Origin of the sequence: Vibrio olivae, assembly GCF_042428525.1 — a bacterium.
In the GTDB taxonomy this organism is placed as follows: Bacteria; Pseudomonadota; Gammaproteobacteria; order Enterobacterales; family Vibrionaceae; genus Vibrio; species Vibrio olivae.
The window spans coordinates 57,099-79,795 of sequence record NZ_JBHMEP010000007.1 but is presented as its reverse complement, the minus strand read 5'-3'; the positions used below and the strand labels follow the sequence as shown (position 1 = coordinate 79,795).

Sequence of the window (22,697 nt, the reverse complement as noted above, 5' to 3'; positions counted from 1 at the left end):
GTAAAGCTCACGTTGTAATCGTGAGCTTTTTTGTATCTAACGAAAACATTTGATGATCAATCTCAAATTTAACGAACAAATTTATAACATTATTGGCTATATTTTAGTTACAGTGAGCATATAAATAGCGCGAACGAGCATAAAGGAACAAAAATGACCAATTCAAAAACATCCCCTTTGCATCATGAAGACGACACGTTGCTCGACCTCATTGTGGTCGGCGGTGGTATTAACGGCGCTGGTATCGCAACCGATGCGGCTGGTCGTGGGCTTAGCGTCGGCCTGTACGAGGCGCAAGATTTTGCGAGTGCAACGTCATCAGCAAGCTCCAAACTCATTCATGGTGGGCTGCGTTATCTTGAGCATTATGAATTTCGTTTGGTCAGTGAAGCGCTTGCCGAGCGCGAGACTTTACTGGCTAAAGCCCCACACATTGCTTTCCCAATGCGTTTTCGTCTCCCTCATCAGCCATACTTGCGCCCTGCTTGGATGATTCGTATCGGTATGTTCTTATATGATCATCTTGGTAAGCGTACTTCACTTCCAGCAAGCAAAAAGGTTAAGTTAGCCGCAGGCTCAGTCACCAAACCTGACCTCAAAATAGGATTCGAATATTCTGATTGCTGGGTCGATGACGCTCGCCTTGTCATGCTCAATATTATGCAAGCAAAGCAGCAAGGCGCAGAGATCGCAAACTACTGTACAGTTGAATCAGCAACGCGTGTCGGTGACCATTGGCAGGTGACCCTTTTTGACCATCGCACTCAAACACAGCACACTCGTCGTAGTCGAGCGCTGGTGAACGCGACAGGCCCTTGGGTAAAATCATTCATTCAAGATTCTATTCAAACCACCTCACCATATGGTATTCGTCTGATTAAAGGTTCACATATTATCGTTAACAAGATTCATGATGAGCCACAGGCTTATATTCTACAAAACGAAGATAAACGCATTGTCTTTGCGATTCCTTATTTAGATAAATTCACCATGATTGGCACAACAGATTTGGAATACCATGGTGATCCAAGAATGGTCACTATCGACAGTCAAGAAACTCAATATTTGTTGGATGTGATTAATAGCCACTTTATGAAACAGTTGACTGTAGATGATGTCGTCTCAAGCTTTAGTGGTGTGCGCCCACTGTGTGATGATGAGTCAGATTCACCGCAAGCAATTACTCGTGACTATACTTTGTCTTTACAGTCAGAGCTGGATGAAGCTCCCCTGCTTTCGGTGTTTGGCGGTAAGCTTACAACGTATCGTAAATTGGCCGAATCGGCCATGAAACAGCTCAGCCCATTCTTTACCAACATGAAACCAGCTTGGACAGCAAACTCTGTATTGCCCGGTGGTGAAAATTACGATCCGCAACGCTTACTCGCAACTTATAGAGCGCGCTTTCCTTCGTTAGATGTCTCCCTGATTAAACGCTGGATGCACAACTACGGAAGCAATATCAACAAGCTGCTAGAGCACGTTAGTAACCAAAACGAGTTGGGGCACAAATTCGCAGATGACCTTTACCAAGTTGAAGTTGACTATTTAATCGATCATGAATTTGCATTGAACGCAAAAGACATCCTTTATCGCCGCAGCAAATTACATTTACTGATCAACGATGAACAAGTTGAAGCTGAGCTGCAACGCTATATTGAAAGTCGTGATAATCATAACGTCGAATCGATGCAGCAGTATGCTTGATAGCGAGAACCATTGAATACTAAAAAGGAGCCTTTAGGCTCCTTTTTCAATGAATATCCCCATTAATGGGCGCGATTTTCAGAGGATAAAAACGTGTGTTTGTAATGGACAAACGCCTGATTCAAAGCAACTTCTTTAATCGGTTTGACCAACACATAATCGGCCCCAACGGCGAGAAAGGCCCTTTTTGTATCTTGCATACCATCAGCAGTGCATGCATAGATCGGCACCGATAAACCGAGATCTTCGCGTATGATTTTAGTGGTTTCAATACCACCAAGCTGTGGCAGTTGGTTATCCATCAAAATCAAGTCGATGTGGGTATCTCGCTTGAGAAAATCAATGGCATTATAGCCATCCTGGACCCAATGCACTTTCATGCCATACTTTTCGCAAAACGCCTTAGCAATAAACGCATTGGTGTGATTATCTTCGACCAATAGCACTTGTAACTCATCATCAAACATCAACGCAGGCTCTGATACCAAATTGTAACTGTTTGATGTCTGCTTATCCGGTTTGACTTCAACAGGGATAAGCACGTCAAAGGTCGCACCATGGCCGGGACGACTCTGCAACGAGATATGACCATTCATTAAGTCGACCAAGCTTTTCACGATGGCAAGCCCTAGCCCACTCCCGCCATATTCTCGCGTGGTCGTTGATTCAGCTTGAACAAATGGCTCAAAAATCGTTTCCTGCCGGCTGTAGTCGATACCAATCCCGCTATCCTTTACCGCAATATGCAAGGTAGCATCGTTTCCATCTGGTTCTTCAATACATTCTATAACGACTCTAACTTGACCTTTACTGGTGAATTTCACCGCGTTACTGACTAAATTAAACAAAATTTGATTAATACGGACTTGGTCACTAAACACAATAAACGGGTCATCTAATTTGCTCACGACATCAAGCGCCACCGATTTCTCATCACACAATGGGCGATAGATTTTATCAACCGTTGTCACGAGTTCAGTTAAGTTGAAGTCGGCGCATTGAATTTGAAATTTACCCTGTTCAATTTTCGAGAAATCAAGAATATCATTCAGTACGGCGAGAAGATGTTCGCCGCTGTGGCAGAGAATGTCGATGTGCTCTTTGGTATTTGGATCCACCATTTTGTCACGGAGCAATTGTGATATGCCTAGAATGCCATTAAGTGGCGTTCTCAATTCGTGACTCATTTTCGCCAGGAAGTCAGCACGAACACGGGCTGACTCTTCAGCTTCTTCGCGGGCTAATGCACTCTGACGCTGCGCTTCAATAAAGCTCGTAACATCTTGTCCTTGAGCGATGATGTTACGAATTTCGTTATCAATAATGATGGGAGATAAATTCCATCGATAGGTCGTTTCACCAATAGGAATCGTTACGCCAGTAATTGTCGCACCGTGCGCGCACATATGGATTTGTGGAATGAGCTTTTCAACTAAGATACTGAAGCCGTTGTCATCAAGATTTCCTGTTTTAAAACTGCGCTCAGCAGCAGGATTCATCTCAATTAATTTGCCTTTGTTGTCCCACAACGTAATGGGCGATAGCGAATAGTTAAAGAGATCGACAAACAGCTTTTCTTGCTCCTTAAGACGCTGAAAGGCAGTTTGGAACGATTCTCCGATCTGATGAAATTCCTCAATCGAAGAGCCACAAAATTCACTGTCTTTCTGCTTTTCTGCAGCCACGGTAGTGTATTTGGTTAAACGCAATAATTCTTTCGAGACGCGCTGGCCCAACCAATGGCGACTAAACAGTGCAATCAGTAAAATACACACCAAAGCAATAATCACCCACATATAATGGCTACGCATCATCGTCACGATATGAGCATTATTTTGAATGGTGTAAACAGAAAGGAAGGTTGGATTGCCGTTAATCGTCAAATCAGTACGAGAGACCATGTACTCGTGATTTTTGAGCACTGAGGCATATTCATCCAGCCATTTCAAATGACGAAAGTCATCGGTTTTTGTCGTCGCGGCGATAATATTCGATTTGGCGGCCAACAAGATGTGGTCGACATTGGCACCTTTAAGCAGCGAACTTACCAAAGAAAAGTTACTATTGAGAACCAAACCGATATGGATGTACCCCAAGACTTCGCCGCTGTCTAAATCAATCACCGGAGTTCTTCTCAGTAGTAAATAGCGAGGCCCCATCATGGATGAAACCTCCTCCACATGCCAATTGGTTCCCATCGACATGTTATGACCGATTTCAAGTAATGCCTGTGGTTCAATACCATAAAATTGGGCATTGGCGTCTTCCCACAGCAGTTCTTCATCGTCAATAATGAAACGGAAATCGGGAGTGACGGCCGGGCTGACTTGATCAACGCCATTAAAAAAAGCATCGATATCAGAAGCATTTAAAGACATCAACGCACTGGTTAGCGACAAGTTTCGACTGTAGCTATCCTGCTGAATTTCAAGAGATTGAAGACGGTAATTAAAAATTTGCTGAACAAGACTGGAGGTTTGAAGTTTAGAACGGGCAGCTTCTTGAGCAACAACCTGCTGATTAACCTGATAATTTTGAAGTAAGACGATCACCGTCAGCACACTGATGGTGATAAATATAGAACGAGTAATAAGCGACGCCAGACGTCGCCGACTATATTTTTGAGTCTTTGTCATAAGCTTAGTTGTCTGAGTACCTAAATGCCCGCTGTTTTAACGCATTAAGCTTTTGTTGGTCATCGCTAGACGTAACCAATTCAAAGTCGCCTGAAAATACCGTTGGAACCTCTTTCCCTTCAATATCAAGCTTAATCGCCTCTGCCATCGCAATCCCCGTATCATCATTCATACGCATAACGGTTACACCCAAATCGCCATTTGCGATCGCCTCTAATTCAGCCGTTCCACCGCCCCAACCATTGAGCAAAATATCTTGGCGTCCGAGCTCTTTTAATGCTTCCGCAGCACCTAATGCAACATCGGTAGAACAGGCATAGATAAAATTAATGTTTGGATCATTTTCAACCGCTTGTAGTGCGGTTTCATAACCAGAGCGGCGAGTCGCTTTGGTATAGTAGGCAGAAGCGAGCTTGTAATCGTTTTTATGCGACATACTTTCTATAAAGGTATTTCCTCTCGCATCACTGACATAACCTTCTGAAAAATAGAGAACCGAATAGCGGCTCTCGGGCGGTTCATGTTCTAGGTAATACTGACTTAAAACTTGCGTCCCTTTAATATGATCGAAACCAACATACATAAATGGCTGCTGTCCATCCCATGCTCTCACCGGCGTAGTAATGTTTTGCAAAATAAGTTTGGTATCAGTTGAACTCAAAACATGTTCAATAAATTTGCGATGACGCGTGGTATCCAGGGTGAAAATTAAATAATCCGCTTTGTTATGAATGGCATCAAGCAAGGACACACTCTGCTGGCGGAAATCAATATTAGGGCGTGTAAATACCTGGTTAATTTCATAAGCGATCCCCAGCTTTTCTAGCCGCATTTCAAATGCTTTAATATTGCGCACCCAGTAGTCTGAAATTTGTTGTCCTGGATAAACAACAGAAATGGAGATCGGCGGCTTGGGAGAAGAAGAGAGACGGACAGGATTTCCTCGAACTAATTGGGCTAACTGCTCTGTTAAGGCCTTCTGCTTAGGGTGTGTAGATAGATATTCATCATACTGCCAGTATCCACTGAGCAGTTCACTTGAATAAGCCAGCAGCGGCACCAACCAAAGCGTTACTATTCCGAGCAAAATTTTCATTGCTGTTTAAAGCCCTTTTTTGTTCTTTACATAAATAATAGTATGGCTTGGGAAGGAGTACGATAAAAGAAAAAGATCTTTTTTTTTAATAGGTTGAGCATAAATTCGGCATAAACCCAAAGCCTAGCCCGACATTATGCTCAACCTAATGTTTTTAACCGATGATTTAGAAGGTTAAAGCGAGATTCACTGAAGCACCAAACTCATTCTCGCCAGCATAAGCAGCGGAAACGTCTAAGCTCACCACATCAGCAGGGCTAATACCAATACCAGCCGTTACTGTGTTATCTAAGGTGTCTTCGGTATCAATTTGATAACCCGCCCGCAACTGCGCCCAACCCCATGCGTTTCCTTCCACCCCAACTCTCAAGAAGCGGGTATCGTCATCAACGCCAGAGAACCGAGTTTGCTTGGTTAGATCCCAATCAAGCGTAGCGGTGAAAAATTCACTAACGTACGCACCAGATATCGTCACTTGAGTATCTAACTTATACTGATTTTGCTTATCGATAGTGTCGATCTCTTGCGAGAATAAATCTTTGACGGCCAGGCCCGCACGGAATTCATCGAGTAACCACACTGCGCCCAAGTCCATATTAAACGCAGACTTTGACGTTTCGCTTTGGTCGAAATCTTCGATATCATAGTCTTGAACAGAAATATCTTCTTTGTAAGTTTTCATTTGTTGGTATTTCGGCGCCACACCGAACGAGAATTGCTGCCCAGCAATCATAAATTGCTTGGCCATGGCTGCGCCAAACTCACCGTAGCCAAACGCAATGGTTCGAACTGACGAGCTTTCGTAACGAGTTCGCACATTGATTGGGTTATCGCCTAGGTCAGCCGTGATATTGGGAATCGCGATAATTTCAGCGTAACCACGAGCAAACAAGTTGACCGACAGCATGCGAGTAGGAACGGCTACCGCCACACCCGCGCCGACACTCGCATTCAAAGCGGAATCATCTTCAAGCTGATTTAAGTAATCGTTAAGTGTCGCTGCGTCAGAGATATCAACACTGCCTGAATTTTCAAAGGCATCGATCGTATCTTGCAGATCATCTAAGGTGCTTAACGTATCATCACTGTCCCTGACACTCGCCCCGACAGCCGGCAATAAAAGACCAAAGTCGTCGTTATCCCGGGATACAGCGGTGAGCGCTGGGTTGTAGAAAGGCGCGAGGAGAAAATCGGCGGTGGTAACGCCAGTGTTCCCCATCCCGTTACCGCGCGCGTCAGCGACGGTCGATGCAGCCATTACCGAGAGGCTCAGTAGTGTTGCTGCCACTGCTAAAGATATTTTTGTTAGTTTGTTCATGGCTGAATAGACCCTTTTTATTATTTCCACAAAAAAGGTTAATACAGTTTTTTATAACTAACACAAAAGAACTAAACTTCTTATACTGAAATCACATCTTGAAGTTTCAGTTTATGGCTTATTAGCATTTCCTTACTAAACTTGGGCAGTTTTTTAAGTCGAAGCTCTAATTTAGACGCTAAACTGCGTCCACCATCCACTTGTTGATACCAACTCAACTCAAGCGGACCTTTTCCTCTGAGTGCCTTTGCCCCCTTACCTGTCTGATGCTGCTTAAAACGTCGTTGAACATCAGTGGTGATTCCACAATAAAGCGCACCCTTATGAGTGCGCACTAGGTAGATAAACCAGACTTGGTCGATATTGCTCATTAATCTAAAAACTGCTCAACGCGTTCAGTTAACGCCGCCAACTGCTGCTTCAAATTTTCTACTTCTTGTTCGAGCGCTTCGATGCGCTCCACACTTCCGCTCGAAGCACTGACTGGCGCTTGTGCAAAGCTTTCTATATCCACCTCACCCGAGAAAAGATGTTGGTAGCGAGACTCTCGCTTGCCCGGTACTCGAGGTAACTTTACCACGAGAGCCCCATCTTCACGCGCTGCCATGCTATCAAGAGTTTGCTCAACTTCTCTCACATCATGAAACTCCGCAAGGCGATTGGTGCGGGTACGAATCTCACCGGGTGTTTGTGGACCACGCAATAATAAGCAACATACAATCGCTTTTTCCTGAGGCGTTAGCTTTAAATCACCAAATTCAGTGTTACAGAAACGGTGTTGAAACTTACTCGCTCGACTATTAAAGCTGCTTTCATCGCTGACAAGGCGGCGAGCAATTAAACCATCCACGGCTTGTTGGACTTCACTATCTTCATACTCTGTCACTGGATCGCGATTGCTCTTTTGATTGCAAGCGGATGTTAAGCTATTGAGTGTTAATGGGTAATAATCTGGCGTAGTCACTTCTTTCTCAAGTAGGCAGCCGATAACTCTCGCTTCAATGGGCGTTAATTCAATGTTCATCTTGTATCCTTAGCGTGTGTTGCTGAAGTTAATGCTCAGACAGCAACGAAACCCGTTTAATATTACCATCTTGGTCAATCATGAAAATTTTCGAACGGTTTAATTCTACTTCAGTTAGTTCAAGCTTTTTGCGTTCGTTTTGATAAGCGTGACGAAGTCGCTGACTTTGTGGGTCACCACTAGGTTCTTCCTGCGCTTTTGAAACAACGATTTGAGAAGGTTGCATGTTCAAATCAATAAAAAGTCCTCAATAATCAAATATTATCCCTATATCTGTCGAGGACTCAACTTCCTGAGCACAGTCTGGCTATAAAAGCGTCAACAGTATGTAATGATTGATTTTAAGACTGTAAAGCCAAGGAATGTTGTGTTTTAATCGAGTTAGTTAACGTTAGAAAATAGGACAAGAACTCTATGAGTGGTGTATTCGAAATCGTGGCAAATGCACGCCGCAAAAACAAATTGAAACGTGAATTGCTAGACAACGAAAAGAAAGTTCGTGACAACCGCAAGCGTGTAGATCTACTCGACAACTTACTTGATTACATCAAGACTGATATGTCACACGATGAAATCGTAGAAATCATTAAAAACATGAAATCAGACTACGAAGATCGCGTTGATGATCACATCATCAAGAGTGCCGAAATTTCAAAAGAGCGCCGTGAAATTTCACGCCGTATCCGCGAACTGACTGAAGCTGAAAAACAGCACGTTCAGACCAAAAAATAAGCATTCCAGCCTCCTATTTTAAAGCCCACATTATTGTGGGCTTTTTTGATCAATACACTTTCCATAGGTTGTCGAGGATTAAATTTCGTCGCTAAACGATTGCGTAATCGCTAACCTTCTCCCTTCATTAATTTGTGCTTTTCTCGCTATACATGGACTGATATATTGCCAGCCGTTGCTTAATTTAGACCATTCGAGGCAAGGAGCTTCCTCACTAATCTCACGATGAGAAGTTTGGTAACGCACACAACGTGCGCAAATGATAGAGGGTCAAATTATGGACATGAATATGGTTGAAATGATCGGTTACGCTGCATCAATCATGGTGGCACTTTCGCTCACAATGAAAGACATTAAAAAGTTGCGTGTCATCAACTTTATCGGCTGTGCCTTATTCGCAGCTTACGGATTGATGATTGGTGCTTGGCCTGTCGTGGTAACGAACGGATTTATTGCCTGCGTTAACGTGTACTTCCTAACCAAAATGCAGCAAGAGAAAAAGGCGCAAAGCAAGCTGCAAAACAGCGCCGCTTAAACCAATAACTCGATAAAAAGCCCCGAATTTTTTTCGGGGCTTTTTTGTGTTTAGCGTACTTTAGCCATTAATCATCGTCTTGACATTCCGCCCAGTATTGCGCGCATTTCACCGCACGCTTCCAACCACGGTAACGACGATTTCGTTTCTCTTCGTCATGATGAGGAACGAAAGTACGGTCAAGTTCTGCTTTATTTTGTAACTCGTCTAAGCTGTCCCAGAAACCGACGGCCATCCCAGCTAAATACGCCGCGCCGAGAGCGGTGACTTCAGTGACTTTAGGCCGTAGCACTTGTGTATCAAGGACATCTGCTTGGAACTGCATCAAAAAGTTATTTGCCACAGCGCCACCATCGACACGCAGTGCTTCCAACTTGATTCCAGAGTCTGCTTGCATCGCATCAAGTACGTCACGGGTCTGATAAGCAATACTTTCAAGTGTTGCGCGGATTAAATGATTGGCATTCACGCCGCGTGTTAGCCCAACAACCGTACCGCGTGCATACGCATTCCAATACGGCGCGCCAAGGCCAGTAAACGCAGGCACAACATACACGCCATTTGATGTATCCACCTTAGTCGCAAAGTATTCCGTATCATGGGCATCGTCGACAAATTTCAGCTCATCACGTAACCATTGCACGGATGCTCCGCCCATAAAGACCGACCCTTCCAATACATAAGCTGGCTCACCGCTTGGCCCACAACCAATGGTGGTGACCAATCCATTATGAGAAGTGACTTTCTCTTGACCCGTATTCATCAGCAGGAAACACCCAGTACCGTAGGTATTTTTGGCTTGGCCTGGTGTCACACAAAGCTGTCCATACAGCGCAGCTTGTTGGTCACCGGCAATACCCGCAATCGGAATACGTGTCCCACCCTTACCACCAATATTGGTCTTACCGTATACTTCAGACGACTTACGAACTTCAGGCATCATGCTAAGTGGAATATCTAGCGCTTTGAGCATTTTTTCGTCCCACTCAAAGGTATTGATATTAAACAGCATAGTGCGCGATGCGTTCGTGTAATCAGTAACATGCACACGCCCTTGAGTCATTTTCCAGACTAACCAAGTATCGATGGTGCCAAAGAGTAATTTACCTTGATTGGCCGCTTCTCGCGCCCCTTCAACATTATCCAGAATCCATTTCACTTTGGTTCCGGAGAAATAAGGGTCGAGGACTAACCCAGTATTTTCACGAATGTAATCTTCAAAACCTTGATCTTTCAGTGATTTACAAATATCGGCAGTACGGCGACATTGCCAAACAATGGCATTGTATATGGGCTTTCCGGTTTCTTTATCCCACACCACCGTGGTTTCACGTTGGTTGGTGATGCCTATCGCAGCTACTTCATCACTACGAATTCCGGCTTTACCCAGCGCTTCGACGAGAGTTGAGCTCTGCGTTGCGTAGATCTCCATTGGATCATGTTCTACCCAGCCATCATCCGGATAGATTTGAGTGAATTCGCGCTGCGATACACTAATGATGTTCGCATCATGGTCAAGAACCACAGCTCTAGAGCTTGTCGTTCCTTGGTCCAAAGCAACAATATATTTCTGTTCACTCATGGTGTATTCCTTATTCTTTCATCGTCAATTGAAGTATGGCTTTAACTTAAACGTGTGCTTCTTGGTTTTCGTTGCTATCGTCACACTGATTTGGAATGGTGCATCCTGTACCCACTGTTGGCAAATATGCACCGATAAATTTTGGATAAACCCAAGCACCAAAACACGCACCGCAGATGGGCGCCAAAATCGGCACTATAAAGTATGGAATGTCACGTGCGCCCGTTAAGGCATAATCCCAGCCAGCTAAGTAAGCAAAAAGCTTGGGTCCGAAATCACGAGCAGGATTCATTGCAAATCCAGTTAATGGGCCCAACGAACCACCAATAACGGCAATTAAAATGCCGATCAACAGTGGGCTCATAGCGCCCCTTGGTGCACCATTGTTTTCATCACCCAGCGCTAAGATCGCAAACATCAGTACTGCGGTGATAACAAATTCAACAGCAAAAGCGCCAAAGAATGAGAGCGCAGCGTTAGGGTAAGTAGAAAAAATACCTGCCGTTGCTAATGCCTCTGGGCTACTGCGTAGCATATTGTGGGTCACTTCATACTCAGTAAACAAGTTACTATACAGTCCGTAGATTAACGCTGCTGAACAAAACGCACCTAACACTTGAGAAAAGATGTAAGGTAACACTTTAGATTTATCAAAACCGTGAAAGGTGGCAAGCGCAATGGTTACCGCTGGATTAATGTGAGCCCCCGAAACGCCAGCGGTACAATAAATCGCGATTGCGACACCAAAGCCCCACATAATACTGATTTCCCACTGACCAAATTGCGCTCCCGTCAGCACAAGTGCAGCAACACACCCGACACCAAAGAAGATCAGTAGTCCCGTTCCTATAAACTCAGCGATGCACTCGCCAAGTAATGTTGGCCTTTTAGTTCGCGTCATGTTCAAAGTCCTTTGTATTCACGTTAATGGATTATGTTTTGTTGTTATTCAAACTGGATTTTCCATAAATTTACGTTAACGAAAACTCAACATGAGCATAAATGAGCGTTCGAGCACATTTTGTTTATAAAATGGTTACCTTTTTGTTAATCAAATCAGCTTTTCAGTGATTTATAATTAACACATATTTAGCCAAGAATAAAAACAAACGTAATATTAATAGGTTAAATAAACTTAAGAATGAATGCCGATTATTCGCTTTGGTAAAAATGTTCGTTTCTGCGCGTTTAGCATTTCGGTTAACGGACGTTGGATATAAAAAAAAGCAGCTCTAAGAGCTGCTTATCAGACAGTGGACTTTGTTAATCATCGGGTAGGGTCGGTAACTTTGTTGTCCCACCATGGATTTTCTCTCGCCAGTGTTGAACTACGTTAAACAGCCCAGGTATCAACATGGTTCCGGCGATGAGTACACACAGTAGCCCACCAATTAGAGCAATTCCCAATGAATTTTGACTAATATGCCCAGCACCTGACGCCACCACCAGCGGTATCATGCCAAGAATAAACGACCACGAAGTCATATTGACGGCACGAAAACGCAGCTTACCACCGAGAATGGAGGCAGTTTGAATATCTTGCTCACTCTCTTCTCGCTGATTTTTGGCAAATTCAACGATTAGAATGGCATTTTTCGCCGCCAAGGCAATCAACAACACCAATCCTATTTGCGCGTATAAGTTGAGCGGTGTTCCTGTCAGGTTTAACGCCAGATAAGACCCTAGGGTCGCAATCGGAACCACCAATATAATGGCGATAGGCACACTCCAACTTTCATATTGCGCCACCAAAAATAGGTAGATAAAAATCAGCGCCAGTGCAAAGGCATATACGGCTTGGTTACCGGCAAGAATTTCTTGGTAAGCCATCCCGGTCCACTCATACTGATAGCCATGCGGGAGTACTTGCGAAGCCACACGCTCCATCGCATTAATCGCGTCGCCACTTGAATAGCCAGTCGCTGGTTGACCTTGAATCACCGCACTGCGATACATGTTGTAACGCCATGCAACATCTGGCTCAAAGACCTGTTGGTAAGTCACCACGGTACTCAGTGGAATCATTTCACCTGTTTGTGAGCGTACATGAAAGCGTTCAAGATCATCGATGCCTTGACGGTATTCACCGTCTGCTTGCAAAGTCACTCGGTAGCTCTTACCAAGCATGGAGAAATCATTAACATAAATAGAGCCTAAGTTACCCTGTAATGTTTGAAAGACTTCCCCCAACGACACACCTAACTGCTTAGCTTTCTCACGATCAATATCCAGATAGTAATGCGGGACATTGGCTCTAAAGGTACTAAAAGTGGCCGCAATCTCAGGCTGCTGGTTTGCCGTTGTAATTAACTGATTCATCACATCCGCAAGCTCGGTACGACTTCGCCCTAAAGTATCCTCTAATACAAATTCAAATCCTGAAGCTGCTCCCATTCCTGGCACCGCTGGCGGTCCCATCGTAAAGACAACCGCCTCGGGTAAACTGACAGCGGCCCGCTGGTTGATACGCGTCGCGATAGCATTGGCACTATTATCGCCGTCAAACGCCTGACGGTATTGCCAGTCATGCAGCTTAATAAATAGCGATGCACCATTCGAGGCTGCTGCGCCCGTCATAAACGCAAAGCCATTTGCCACGCTCACACCATCAACCCCTGGTTCTTGTTCAACTAACGCCATTAATTGCTGTGTGACATTTTCGGTACGATTCAGCGAGGCAGAATCCGGAAGCTGAACATTGGTTAGCAAAATGCCTTTGTCCTCTTGGGGCACAAATGCCGTTGATGTCGTTTTGGCAAAATAACCAATGGCGCCCACTGAAACGACTAACACACAGCCCAGAACCACGACTTTCTTCACTAAAAAACCGGCCAAGGTGCCATAGCGCTCCGTCAAGCGACCAAACATTCGGTTAAATGCGTTAAACCAACCCGCTGTATTACCTCCACCACGTTTTAATACCAACGAACACAGTGCCGGAGACAATGTCAGAGCATTCACCGACGAAATGATCACTGAAATACAAATGGTCAACGCAAATTGGCGATACATGATGCCAGTGATACCGGGTAGCATTGAGACTGGTATAAACACCGCCAAAAGGACCAGAGTTGAGGTAACTATCGGACCAGTAACCTCTTTCATCGCCTTTAAGGTCGCTTGCCGAGGCGTGAGGTCTGGGTGAGTAGACATGGTTGTATCAACATTTTCGATGACCAAAATCGCATCGTCCACAACGATACCTATCGCTAGGATTAAGCCAAATAGGGTAACGGTGTTGATGGTAAACCCAGCCGCCAACATAATGGCAAAGGTCCCAATCAAAGAAACCGGAATGGCAACCACGGGGATTAAGGTTGAACGAAAACTGCCTAAAAATAGATACGTCACCGCAATAACCAATAATACGGCTTCAATCAGTGTCTTAACGACACCTTTAACGGACTCAGACACAAATACCGTCGTGTCATAACTGGTCTCATAACTCAATCCTTGTGGAAAATTCTGACTTAGGGACTCAAGTAAGGTCATCACAGCTTGGCCACTCTCGAGTGCATTGGCATCCGATTGTAACGAAAGCGCGACAATCGACGCATCCTGTCCTCGAAACTGACCATTTCCGTCATAGAATTTTTTACCTAACTCGACACGTGCAATGTCTTTCAAATACACGCTTGAACCATCTGAATTCGCTCTGAGAACGACATGCTCAAATTCACTGACCGTTTCTAATCGCCCTTTCGTCACTAGGTTGAATTGCATTTGTGAATCGGTATGAAAAGGCGCAGAACCAACGCGCCCTGCGGCTACTTGAACGTTCTGCTCTGCTAACGCTGAATACACATCGGATGTGGTCAATTTAAGGTTGGCCATTTTCTCAGGGTCGAGCCAGACACGCATCGCGTATTCCCCTCCCCCGATGACGTTCACTTCACTGATACCCTTCACGCGAGCCAATTGATCTTTAATATTAAGATTGACGTAGTTGATCAAGAATCGGTCATCGTATTTCCCATCAGGCGAATAAAAGTTCAATACCATAAGCATGTCTGGCGAGCGTTTTTTTACCGTGACGCCAACTGCTCTTACCTCTTGAGGAAGCTTGGCTTCAATTTGCGCCACGCGGTTTTGCACATTCACTTGAGCCATGTCGGGATCGGTACCAACATCAAACGTCACATTTAAGCTATAAGAGCCATCATTAGCACTTTTTGAAGACATATAAATCATGCCTTCGACCCCATTCACCGCGGTTTCTATTGGGTCAGCAATCGCCTGCTCCACAACCTCGGCACTTGCCCCTGTGTAAAATGCAGAAACACTCACTGAAGGTGGGCTAATTTTGTGGTACTCAGCTACCGGTAGCTGTGTAAGCGCAATGCCACCAGCCAGCATCAAGATAATTGAAATGACCAAGGCAAATTTGGGGCGCTGAATAAAGAAACGACTTAGCATACCTGACTACTCCTGATTAGGCTGAATGGTGACAGGCATCCCATCTCTTACACGCTGAAGCCCCTCAGTGATAACCTGCTCGCCGGCCTTAATACCGCTGCGGACAATAATGCCCTGCGGCGAAATAGGCCCAAGAGATACAATACGGCGATGCGCATTGCCATCAGAGTCAACGACGAGAACAAAATTCCCTTCTAGGTCCCTTTGTACTGCCTTTTCTGGTACTGTCAGTACCGTACTTGGCTCTGCTTGTTTAATGATCACCCTTGCATGTTGACCGGGTATTAAATAATGCTGATGATTCGCAAAGCGCGCCCGCATGGCCAACGTCCCCGTGGTCAGGGAAATACGGTTATCAACAAATTCAATATCGCCCTTTTCGGCATAACGTTGGCCGTTTTCCAATTCAAGCTCAACGGTAGTGTTTCTATTCGCACTTTGAGTTTCGCCTTCAATCTTGAATTGCAAACGCTCACGCTCGCTGATGTTGAAGGCGGCGAGCACAGGATCAAGACTTACGATTGTCGTCAACACGCCCATATTGGGGGAGAGTAAGTCCCCTTTACTGGCTTTGCTGGCGCCGATACGCCCACTGATAGGCGCCACTATTTGCGTGTATGAGAGCTGGGTCTTTGCCAAATCTCGTTGTGACTGTGCGGCTTTTACCTGAGCTCGCGCACTCAGCAATGACGCAGAGAGCGCATCAAATTCGGCTTGTGAAATACTGCCTTGAGGAAGAAGTTGCTTTCCGCGCTGGTAATCAAGCTCGGCTTTCTTTAACGCTGCATTTGCTTGCGCAACCGCCGCTTCCGCGCTGGCAACTTGTGCTTCAAACGCTGACGGCTCAATGGAGTAAAGCCGCTGACCCGCTTCTACGATTTGCCCTTCTTTAAAATGACGTTCGGTCAAATAACCGGTTACCTGGGCACTAATATCCGTGTCTTCAACGGCTTGAATGCGGCCGGTATAGGCTTTTTGAAAGGCATAGGTTGAGGTTTGTGCAGTGCTCACAGTGACAACTGGCGAAGCAGAAGGTGACATGGTGCGTTGTTCACCGCACCCTGTGAGCACAAGCACGCTCGACAGAGTAACGGCAGCAAGTCTGGCGTTCATAAAATACCCGCTATTTAAGTAAGGCTTTAAAGGATGCTCAATCTAAATAACGGCTTGCTGAGGAATGTCCGGACAGTGTCAATCCGGATTTGTTCTTTGTATCAAGGTGTTTCTAATGATAAAGAATCATGTAGACCCAACTTTTGCATCAGAAAGCTCGGCGATTTCCAAGCGTAAATCAGTTCTTCGACAACCGAACCACATGGTGCTGTCCATTGACGTGACTGGGAGAACTCTCCACCAATATGCTCATAAAATTCGATGGCTTGCTGGTTCTTCGCTAACACTTCGAGATAAACGCCTGAATCTTTGAAAAAATGTTCCAGCCATTCCGCCATGGCTGTAAGTAATGTTGTAGCGATGCCTTGATGTTGATAATCAGGATCAACGTGAAGCGCATCCACCATGCTGCCACGTAAAAAGTCATGATTGCCAAACACACAGACAAAACCACACAATTTGCCGTTATCTTCAAGCTTAAGTATATGTTGATTAAATGGGGGATTAGTAAGACGCGTCTGCCAAATTGCTCGGCGTTCAGAGAGAATCTCATCATCGAGATAGTGTTGCTTAAGTATGCCCTTGTAATATTTCTGCCAGCTTCGAGTATGCAACTGGGCGATGGCTTCAAAATCGTTATATTCGGCTACATTTATTTCCATTCTTAGTTCCTTATTACTTCCTGTAAGGATAACTTGCTTATTCATACTATTCATTTGTTAAGCAAAAGCCAAACAAACTTAGTGTTTATCACTATATTCATTTGACTTAGTGATAAGCACTGATATTCTAGCGCACACTTGTAAGCCCAAAATTAACTTTTATGACGACTTCGACCAACACCAAGCCGCCGATAATTTGGCAAAACGTGATACTGTTTACTCTATTATTTGCAATCAGCTGTGGTGTCGTACCTTGGTACGCATACCAATATGGCATCGATGCGAAGCACTGGGTTTGGCTACTCATTACTTTTAGCTTTTGTAATCTCTCGATCACGGCCGGATATCATCGCTTGTGGTCTCACAAAACCTATGAAGCCCATTCGGCACTCAAGGTTATCTTTGCTTTAGGTGGGGCTTTTGCCTTACAAAATAGTGCGCTGCACTGGAGCTCTGATCACCGCGTGCATCATAAGCACGTCGATAATAATGATAAAGATCCCTATTCAGCCGGACGTGGTTTTTGGTTTTCCCATATTGGGTGGATGCTAAGAGAATACGCGACCAATCAACATATTGATTACACCAATTGTCGAGATCTACAGAAAGATAAGGTTGTGATGTGGCAACATAAATACTATCTACCACTGGTGCTACTTACCAATATTGGTATACCTCTACTACTGGGCATTATTTACCAAGATATTTGGGGGATGTTACTGGTTGTGGGCGTTCTGCGTTTATGTCTCAGCCATCACTCGACATTCTTTATCAATTCGTTGGCCCATGTTTGGGGGTCACAACCCTATACAACAAAAAACAGCGCCCGTGATAACGCTGTACTTGCCGTGTTTACTTTCGGTGAGGGTTACCACAATTTCCATCACATCTTCGAAAACGATTATCGTAACGGCGTTCGTTGGTGGCAATACGATCCAACCAAATGGTTGATTAAAAGTTGTTCATGGGTGGGGTTAACTACAAAGCTAAGAAGCGTTTCTGATTTGCGGATTGAACTGGCGAAAGCCAAGGCCAAGCTTCAATATGCCCAGACGCGATTAAGTGCCGATCCAACCCAGCAAGAACACAGTGCAAAGCTTGCCCAAGAGTTTGAGCGTCTAACCCAAACGTTAAATGACTACTATCAAACACAAAAGCAGCTACTGGAAAGTAAATACGATACCGTCATGAAACAGTACGAACACTCCCTGTTACAAATGAAATATACGCAGCTCAAGCAAGAGTTAAAACAGCAAAGACGCAATTGGCATCTCATGACAACGCGTATTGCCTGAGACAGAAAAGCCCCGCTGATTAGCGGGGCTTAATTTTTTAGCACTGACATTGTTATTCGTTGTTCAACGTTTTAATCCACACATGCATTAAATACCTTGGTACATGTGTGATCGGTAATTTGCTTATAGACTTCAATCAAGGACGCGGAGATTTCAGAGCACAGACCATAGAGATGCTGCTGAAATTCGACGCTGCTCTCCATATTTTCAATTTTGGTGTAATGCTCGAGTTCAATCATGCACTCTTCCAATTTGCGGTGATATCCTTGGTAGCATGAGCTGACTTTGACCATTTTTTTGTGCAATAGCTTAGCGCGATTAACCAACATATCATCACGCGGATCAAGGTGCATAGCGACAATCGACAAGCGATATTGGGTGAGCGCTTCAACTGCGCTCATTACACTTTGCCACTGATCGTTATAGTCCCCCGCCATATTTAACTTATTGGCTTTGGTCATTGCGGTTAACATCTGCTCATCAATTTGGAAAATCATTTCACGGATGACTTTGCCATGCACCACCAAACTCTTAGGAAGTGAAAGCTCACCGATGGAATCAACAAGATGAAGCATGTGGTTTTTTAACGCGATACGGTCAACCTTTTTACCGATGACTCGGTTTTTGACGATATCTTCTGCGCTACGTTTGAGGTTGCCTTGCAAATGGTTCAGCGCCTTACGACTGTATGCCTCACCACTTAATGCTGCATGCGTTAAAGCACGATGATGACGTACATATTCGATCGCCTGAGTTAATTGGTTGATCGAACCTTGGTACTTCATGATGTCGTGTTTGCTGCTTGTAAACAGTAATGCCGAAACATCACCCACCAAATGATTAAACGAATGATAGTTGAATGCATCCATAACATTCTCTCCTCTATACCCACCTACCTATGCATACAGCACAATATATGCCACTTATTTAAGCAATTGATTTATTGAGAAAAGAACATATCAGCTTCACAAAAACACGCCTTTTTGTGAGCTATGTGCACTTTTTTGGCGCTATATATGAAACCAAATCGTAGTTTTGGTGCATACCAGCGCCAATGCCAATACGAATGAATAAATTTACCGAGCGTTACATCACATTTTGATAATCCTAGAAATAAGAAAAGAGATATCAGTTACTTAGACGTACATAATAAACCGCTGCGCTTTAAACGCTGATATTAGTCTTAAATAAAAAAGCCCAAGGCCAATCGGACTTAGGCTTACCCATGCACGATGCAAGCACGGCTGCGCTCTAGGGGGTACGCTCAATGAATGTCGCGTTAGAGCGGCAAGCGCCGCCTTTCATACGCCCATCGGATAGGTGATTACTGTTCTGGGACAGTGACAAAAGAGCTCGCTTCAACCCCTTCGGGTAGCGCCATTGCATCAGGCGTAGTTTGGCTGACGATGATCTCACTAGCGACATTGAACGTAATCGGAGTGATGTCACTCACCTCAGATGAAGGGGCGACATAAACCGAATAATTTCCAGGCTCGACGATCCATTGATCACTGTTTTGGTCAAAACTTGCTAACACACTAACCGGTACGGTAAAGGTTAATGGTTGAGATTCACCCGGAGCCAATTCATTTGTTTTAGCAAAATCTTTGAGCTCAATAGTCGGTTTCATCAGTTTGACTTCTGGCGCACTAATATAAAGCTGCGCCGCTTCTTTACCTGCCACATTACCCGAGTTGGTAATCGTCGCACGAAATGAAATCGCGCCTTCTTAGTCTGTTGAAAGCGTATTCTCGACGATTGTTGGTTGACCATAATCAAAGGTGGTATAAGACAACCCGTAACCAAACGGATAGGCAACGTCGACATCAAACGAAGTATAATAACGGTAGCCGACGTATATCCCCTCATTCATATGGGTTTCATCAATAACACCGTCGCTATCGGTATCTAGCCCCTCAAATGTACTTGAAGATGGCACATCGTCATAACTCAACGGCATGGTCTGCGCCAGCTTACCACTAGGATTCACCTCGCCACTCAATACATCCGCGACCGCATTGCCTGATTCCTGTCCACCCATATAAGGTAACAAAATGGCATCAACATCCGTTGCCCACTCACTGGTATCAATCACGCCATTAACGTTTAATACCACAATCACTTTTTTCCCTTGTGCATGGAATGCTTGTGACACCTGCTGAACCATATCCAACTCTGAGTCACTAAGAAGGTAATCACCACGACCCGAATCGCGGTCATCGGCTTCACCCGCTTGACGCCCAAAGCTGATCACAGCCGCATCGTTGTGCTGTGCCGCGTCCTCAACCAGTGCCATTAAATCACTGTTGTCGGACACCATAGGATCGTCGCATTTGATAATGGTATTGAAGAAAACCTCTTCTTCATATTGATTCTCCTCAAAGTAGCGTTGGTAATAATCGACCAGTTCAGCATTGAGTTGATATTGCTGGCTTAACCCGTCCAATAAGTTAACTGCATAGGCAGAATTGACATCTCCACTGCCGGTGCCCCCCTTATAGAGGTTCACTTGGTTGACCCCAAAGGTCGCGAGAGACGCGCCGCTGGTGATCGGCAACGTGGTATCGGTATTTTTCAGCAAGATCGTACCTTCTGCAGCGACCTGCCTTGCTAATGCGGCGTGAGAGTCTAAGTCTGGCTGATTGGTGTACTCATAGCCACGATAGGTTGGCGTTTGCTGAACTTGCGTTAAGATATCAATGACATTTTGATCAAGGGCGTCATCAGTTAACGTCCCGGCGTCGTACGCTTGCTGCAAACTCTCTTTGGCATTACCAGGCTGGAGCAAGTTATTGCCAGCCATTTGCTGTTTCACAGCGGCATCAGGGTCTGCGGGAACCAATGGGTTCATCGCAAAAATATTGCCCGCATACCAATCTGACATGACCAGTCCTTCGTAGCCCCATTCATCACGTAGAATACTTCTCAACATGTCATAGCGCTCATTAACATAAGTCCCATTGACCTTATTGAAAGAGGTCATGAGTGATAATGGATGCGCATTAGTGATGGCAAGTTGAAAACCTCGTAAGTAAATTTCACGCATCGCTCGCGGCTCGACGATGTCGTCCACATAGTAACGATCGGTTTCAGACACATTGGCAACAAAGTGTTTGATGGTGGCTGCGACACCTTGTGATTGCATACCATTCACCATCGCGGTGCCCATTTTCCCACTTAATATCGGGTCTTCTGAGTAATATTCGAAGTTACGCCCGTTAAGCGGGTTACGTTGAATGTTCATTCCGGGAGCCAAAAGTATATCGATCCCATATTCTAAACCTTCGTTACCTTGCCCTTCACCGACCTGTTCTACGAGTTGTTTATCCCAGGTTGAAGCGAGAACCGATCCTATTGGCCAAGCCGTTGCGTAATAAGTATTGCTGTCACCCTCACGAGTTGGATTAATCCGAAGCCCTGCTGGGCCATCCGCCAGTTTTACCGCTGGAATGTTAAGGTTGTCGTTGACTACGCCATTGATATAACCCGCGGCACCGGACACATCATGAGTTAAATTAATCGGCTGGTCACTACCCGGCCCTGAAACCACATCCAACTTTTCGCTAACTGACATCTGCTCAACCATCTGCGTTGCACGGGCGCGATAACTGCTGGTTTCGCCATTACCAGGAGAAGGCGCATCATTATTGTCGTCGTCATCGCTGCAGCCTGTCGCTGCGATCGCCACGGCAAGTGCGAGCATTATTGGGTTAAACTTAAAGCCACTGTTTTTCATATATTATCCTTAAATTCTGGTGTTTAATGCGTTGTGCTGCCGAAGGTTTTCATCCCTGTTCGGTCACCACATTGCCACTTTAATCACCCGGACAATTTGCGTCTTACCCTTGTGTTGCGTGATTTATACCCTCGGTTGCAACCATCAATAAGTGTGAATAGCGTCATAAAACAATGGACTAGACTTATAATTCACGCATTAAAAGTATCCACCGGCATAGCCGGTGGTTTTTCATATGCGCCTATAAGGCTCTCCTACTGGCAGCGCCCTAGCAGGCGCGTAGTGATCTGACATTTGCATACGACTATTTCCTGCGGCCCGTAAACGGGCTACCTGAATACGGGAGCGATAATTGCTCTCCCATTTTATCCTGCTCTAATTGGTGCTTGATGTAATTTTGTATCTTGCTCGTATTCTTACCTACCGTATCTACATAATAACCTCGGCACCAAAACTCTCGATTTCTATATTTAAACTTCAAATCGCCGAATCGTTCATAAAGCATTAGGCTACTTTTGCCTTTCAAGTACCCCATAAACCCTGAAACACTCATTTTGGGCGGTATTTCTAAAAGCATGTGGATATGATCCGCGCAACATTCCGCTTCAAGAATGTTCACATTTTTCCATTCACATAGTTTCCTCAATATTTCACCTATCGCTCTACGTTTTTCTCCGTAGAAAACTTGCCTTATATATTTCGGTGCAAAGACTATGTGGTATTTACAGTTCCATCGCGTGTGCGCTAAGCTCTTTTCGTCCCCCATTGGGACCCCCTTTCAATTCTTAATTAACTCTTGCAGTTGCCAGACCACAAGACGTTTTTATCAAATTGAAAGGGGTTAT

The 22,697-nt window shown here is 44.8% G+C and carries 19 protein-coding genes; 4 read left to right on the top strand and 15 right to left on the bottom strand.

All coding sequences use genetic code 11. The annotated features are described in order from the left end of the window. Positions 1 to 153: 153 nt before the first annotated feature. Positions 154 to 1,707 (top strand): glycerol-3-phosphate dehydrogenase, encoded by a 1,554-nt coding sequence (glpD, locus tag ACFFUV_RS17625; RefSeq protein WP_390195276.1) that lies wholly within the window; start codon positions 154 to 156, stop codon positions 1,705 to 1,707. Between the two features lie 62 nt (positions 1,708 to 1,769). Here glpD and luxQ read toward each other — a convergent pair whose 3' ends face one another. The 6 genes from luxQ to ACFFUV_RS17595 all read right to left on the bottom strand — a co-directional run bounded on the left by luxQ (position 1,770) and on the right by ACFFUV_RS17595 (position 8,007). After that, positions 1,770 to 4,343: a quorum-sensing autoinducer 2 sensor kinase/phosphatase LuxQ gene (gene luxQ, locus ACFFUV_RS17620; RefSeq protein ID WP_390195274.1), complete on the bottom strand. Its 2,574-nt coding sequence runs from the start codon at positions 4,341 to 4,343 to the stop codon at positions 1,770 to 1,772. Positions 4,344 to 4,347: 4 nt separating this feature from the next. Continuing rightward, positions 4,348 to 5,439 (bottom strand): substrate-binding domain-containing protein, encoded by a 1,092-nt coding sequence (locus tag ACFFUV_RS17615; protein ID WP_390195271.1) that lies wholly within the window; start codon positions 5,437 to 5,439, stop codon positions 4,348 to 4,350. A gap of 166 nt (positions 5,440 to 5,605) precedes the next feature. Then, positions 5,606 to 6,757 carry a conjugal transfer protein TraF gene (locus tag ACFFUV_RS17610; RefSeq protein ID WP_390195269.1) on the bottom strand — a complete coding sequence of 384 codons (1,152 nt, stop codon included), beginning with the start codon at positions 6,755 to 6,757 and terminating at the stop codon, positions 5,606 to 5,608. Positions 6,758 to 6,837: 80 nt separating this feature from the next. Next, positions 6,838 to 7,128, bottom strand: a complete 291-nt coding sequence (locus ACFFUV_RS17605; RefSeq protein ID WP_390195267.1) for a GIY-YIG nuclease family protein — start codon at positions 7,126 to 7,128, stop codon at positions 6,838 to 6,840. Further along, positions 7,128 to 7,781 (bottom strand): YceH family protein, encoded by a 654-nt coding sequence (locus ACFFUV_RS17600; RefSeq protein ID WP_390195265.1) that lies wholly within the window; start codon positions 7,779 to 7,781, stop codon positions 7,128 to 7,130. Before ACFFUV_RS17600 ends, ACFFUV_RS17605 begins: the two co-directional genes overlap by 1 nt. Before the next feature lie 28 nt (positions 7,782 to 7,809). Next, the gene (locus ACFFUV_RS17595) at positions 7,810 to 8,007 is read right to left on the bottom strand and encodes a hypothetical protein (protein WP_390195262.1); all 198 of its coding nucleotides are present in this window, start codon (positions 8,005 to 8,007) and stop codon (positions 7,810 to 7,812) included. A 188-nt stretch (positions 8,008 to 8,195) separates the two neighbouring features. On the opposite strand from ACFFUV_RS17595, the gene ACFFUV_RS17590 reads away from it, so the two are divergent. Together ACFFUV_RS17590 and ACFFUV_RS17585 are read left to right on the top strand one after the other, a co-directional pair. Then, the gene (locus tag ACFFUV_RS17590) at positions 8,196 to 8,513 is read left to right on the top strand and encodes a DUF496 family protein (RefSeq protein WP_390195259.1); all 318 of its coding nucleotides are present in this window, start codon (positions 8,196 to 8,198) and stop codon (positions 8,511 to 8,513) included. Between the two features lie 277 nt (positions 8,514 to 8,790). After that, positions 8,791 to 9,048 (top strand): YgjV family protein, encoded by a 258-nt coding sequence (locus ACFFUV_RS17585; protein WP_390195256.1) that lies wholly within the window; start codon positions 8,791 to 8,793, stop codon positions 9,046 to 9,048. A gap of 67 nt (positions 9,049 to 9,115) precedes the next feature. Here ACFFUV_RS17585 and glpK read toward each other — a convergent pair whose 3' ends face one another. The 5 genes from glpK to ACFFUV_RS17560 form a co-directional block, all read right to left on the bottom strand. Next, entirely contained in the window at positions 9,116 to 10,630 is a 1,515-nt protein-coding gene (gene glpK / locus ACFFUV_RS17580) for a glycerol kinase GlpK (protein WP_390195254.1), read from the bottom strand. Positions 10,631 to 10,676: 46 nt separating this feature from the next. Continuing rightward, positions 10,677 to 11,531: an MIP/aquaporin family protein gene (locus ACFFUV_RS17575; protein ID WP_390195252.1), complete on the bottom strand. Its 855-nt coding sequence runs from the start codon at positions 11,529 to 11,531 to the stop codon at positions 10,677 to 10,679. A 362-nt stretch (positions 11,532 to 11,893) separates the two neighbouring features. Further along, positions 11,894 to 15,046 (bottom strand): efflux RND transporter permease subunit, encoded by a 3,153-nt coding sequence (locus ACFFUV_RS17570; protein WP_390195250.1) that lies wholly within the window; start codon positions 15,044 to 15,046, stop codon positions 11,894 to 11,896. A gap of 6 nt (positions 15,047 to 15,052) precedes the next feature. Continuing rightward, entirely contained in the window at positions 15,053 to 16,159 is a 1,107-nt protein-coding gene (locus ACFFUV_RS17565) for an efflux RND transporter periplasmic adaptor subunit (RefSeq protein ID WP_390195248.1), read from the bottom strand. Positions 16,160 to 16,260: 101 nt separating this feature from the next. Next, positions 16,261 to 16,821, bottom strand: a complete 561-nt coding sequence (locus ACFFUV_RS17560) for a GNAT family N-acetyltransferase (RefSeq protein WP_390195246.1) — start codon at positions 16,819 to 16,821, stop codon at positions 16,261 to 16,263. A 161-nt stretch (positions 16,822 to 16,982) separates the two neighbouring features. On the opposite strand from ACFFUV_RS17560, the gene ACFFUV_RS17555 reads away from it, so the two are divergent. Next, positions 16,983 to 18,116, top strand: coding sequence for a fatty acid desaturase (locus ACFFUV_RS17555; protein WP_390195243.1), 1,134 nt, complete (start codon positions 16,983 to 16,985; stop codon positions 18,114 to 18,116). Positions 18,117 to 18,187: 71 nt separating this feature from the next. Here ACFFUV_RS17555 and ACFFUV_RS17550 read toward each other — a convergent pair whose 3' ends face one another. The 4 genes from ACFFUV_RS17550 to tnpA form a co-directional block, all read right to left on the bottom strand. Continuing rightward, positions 18,188 to 18,985, bottom strand: a complete 798-nt coding sequence (locus ACFFUV_RS17550; protein ID WP_390195241.1) for a hypothetical protein — start codon at positions 18,983 to 18,985, stop codon at positions 18,188 to 18,190. 455 nt (positions 18,986 to 19,440) lie between these two features. Next, positions 19,441 to 19,800 (bottom strand): fibronectin type III-like domain-contianing protein, encoded by a 360-nt coding sequence (locus ACFFUV_RS17545; protein ID WP_390195239.1) that lies wholly within the window; start codon positions 19,798 to 19,800, stop codon positions 19,441 to 19,443. Between the two features lie 45 nt (positions 19,801 to 19,845). Continuing rightward, a complete protein-coding gene (locus ACFFUV_RS17540; protein WP_390195237.1) occupies positions 19,846 to 21,852 on the bottom strand; it encodes a beta-glucosidase in 2,007 nt (668 codons plus the stop codon). A gap of 304 nt (positions 21,853 to 22,156) precedes the next feature. After that, positions 22,157 to 22,618: an IS200/IS605 family transposase gene (gene tnpA / locus ACFFUV_RS17535; RefSeq protein WP_390195235.1), complete on the bottom strand. Its 462-nt coding sequence runs from the start codon at positions 22,616 to 22,618 to the stop codon at positions 22,157 to 22,159. Positions 22,619 to 22,697: the final 79 nt, after the last annotated feature.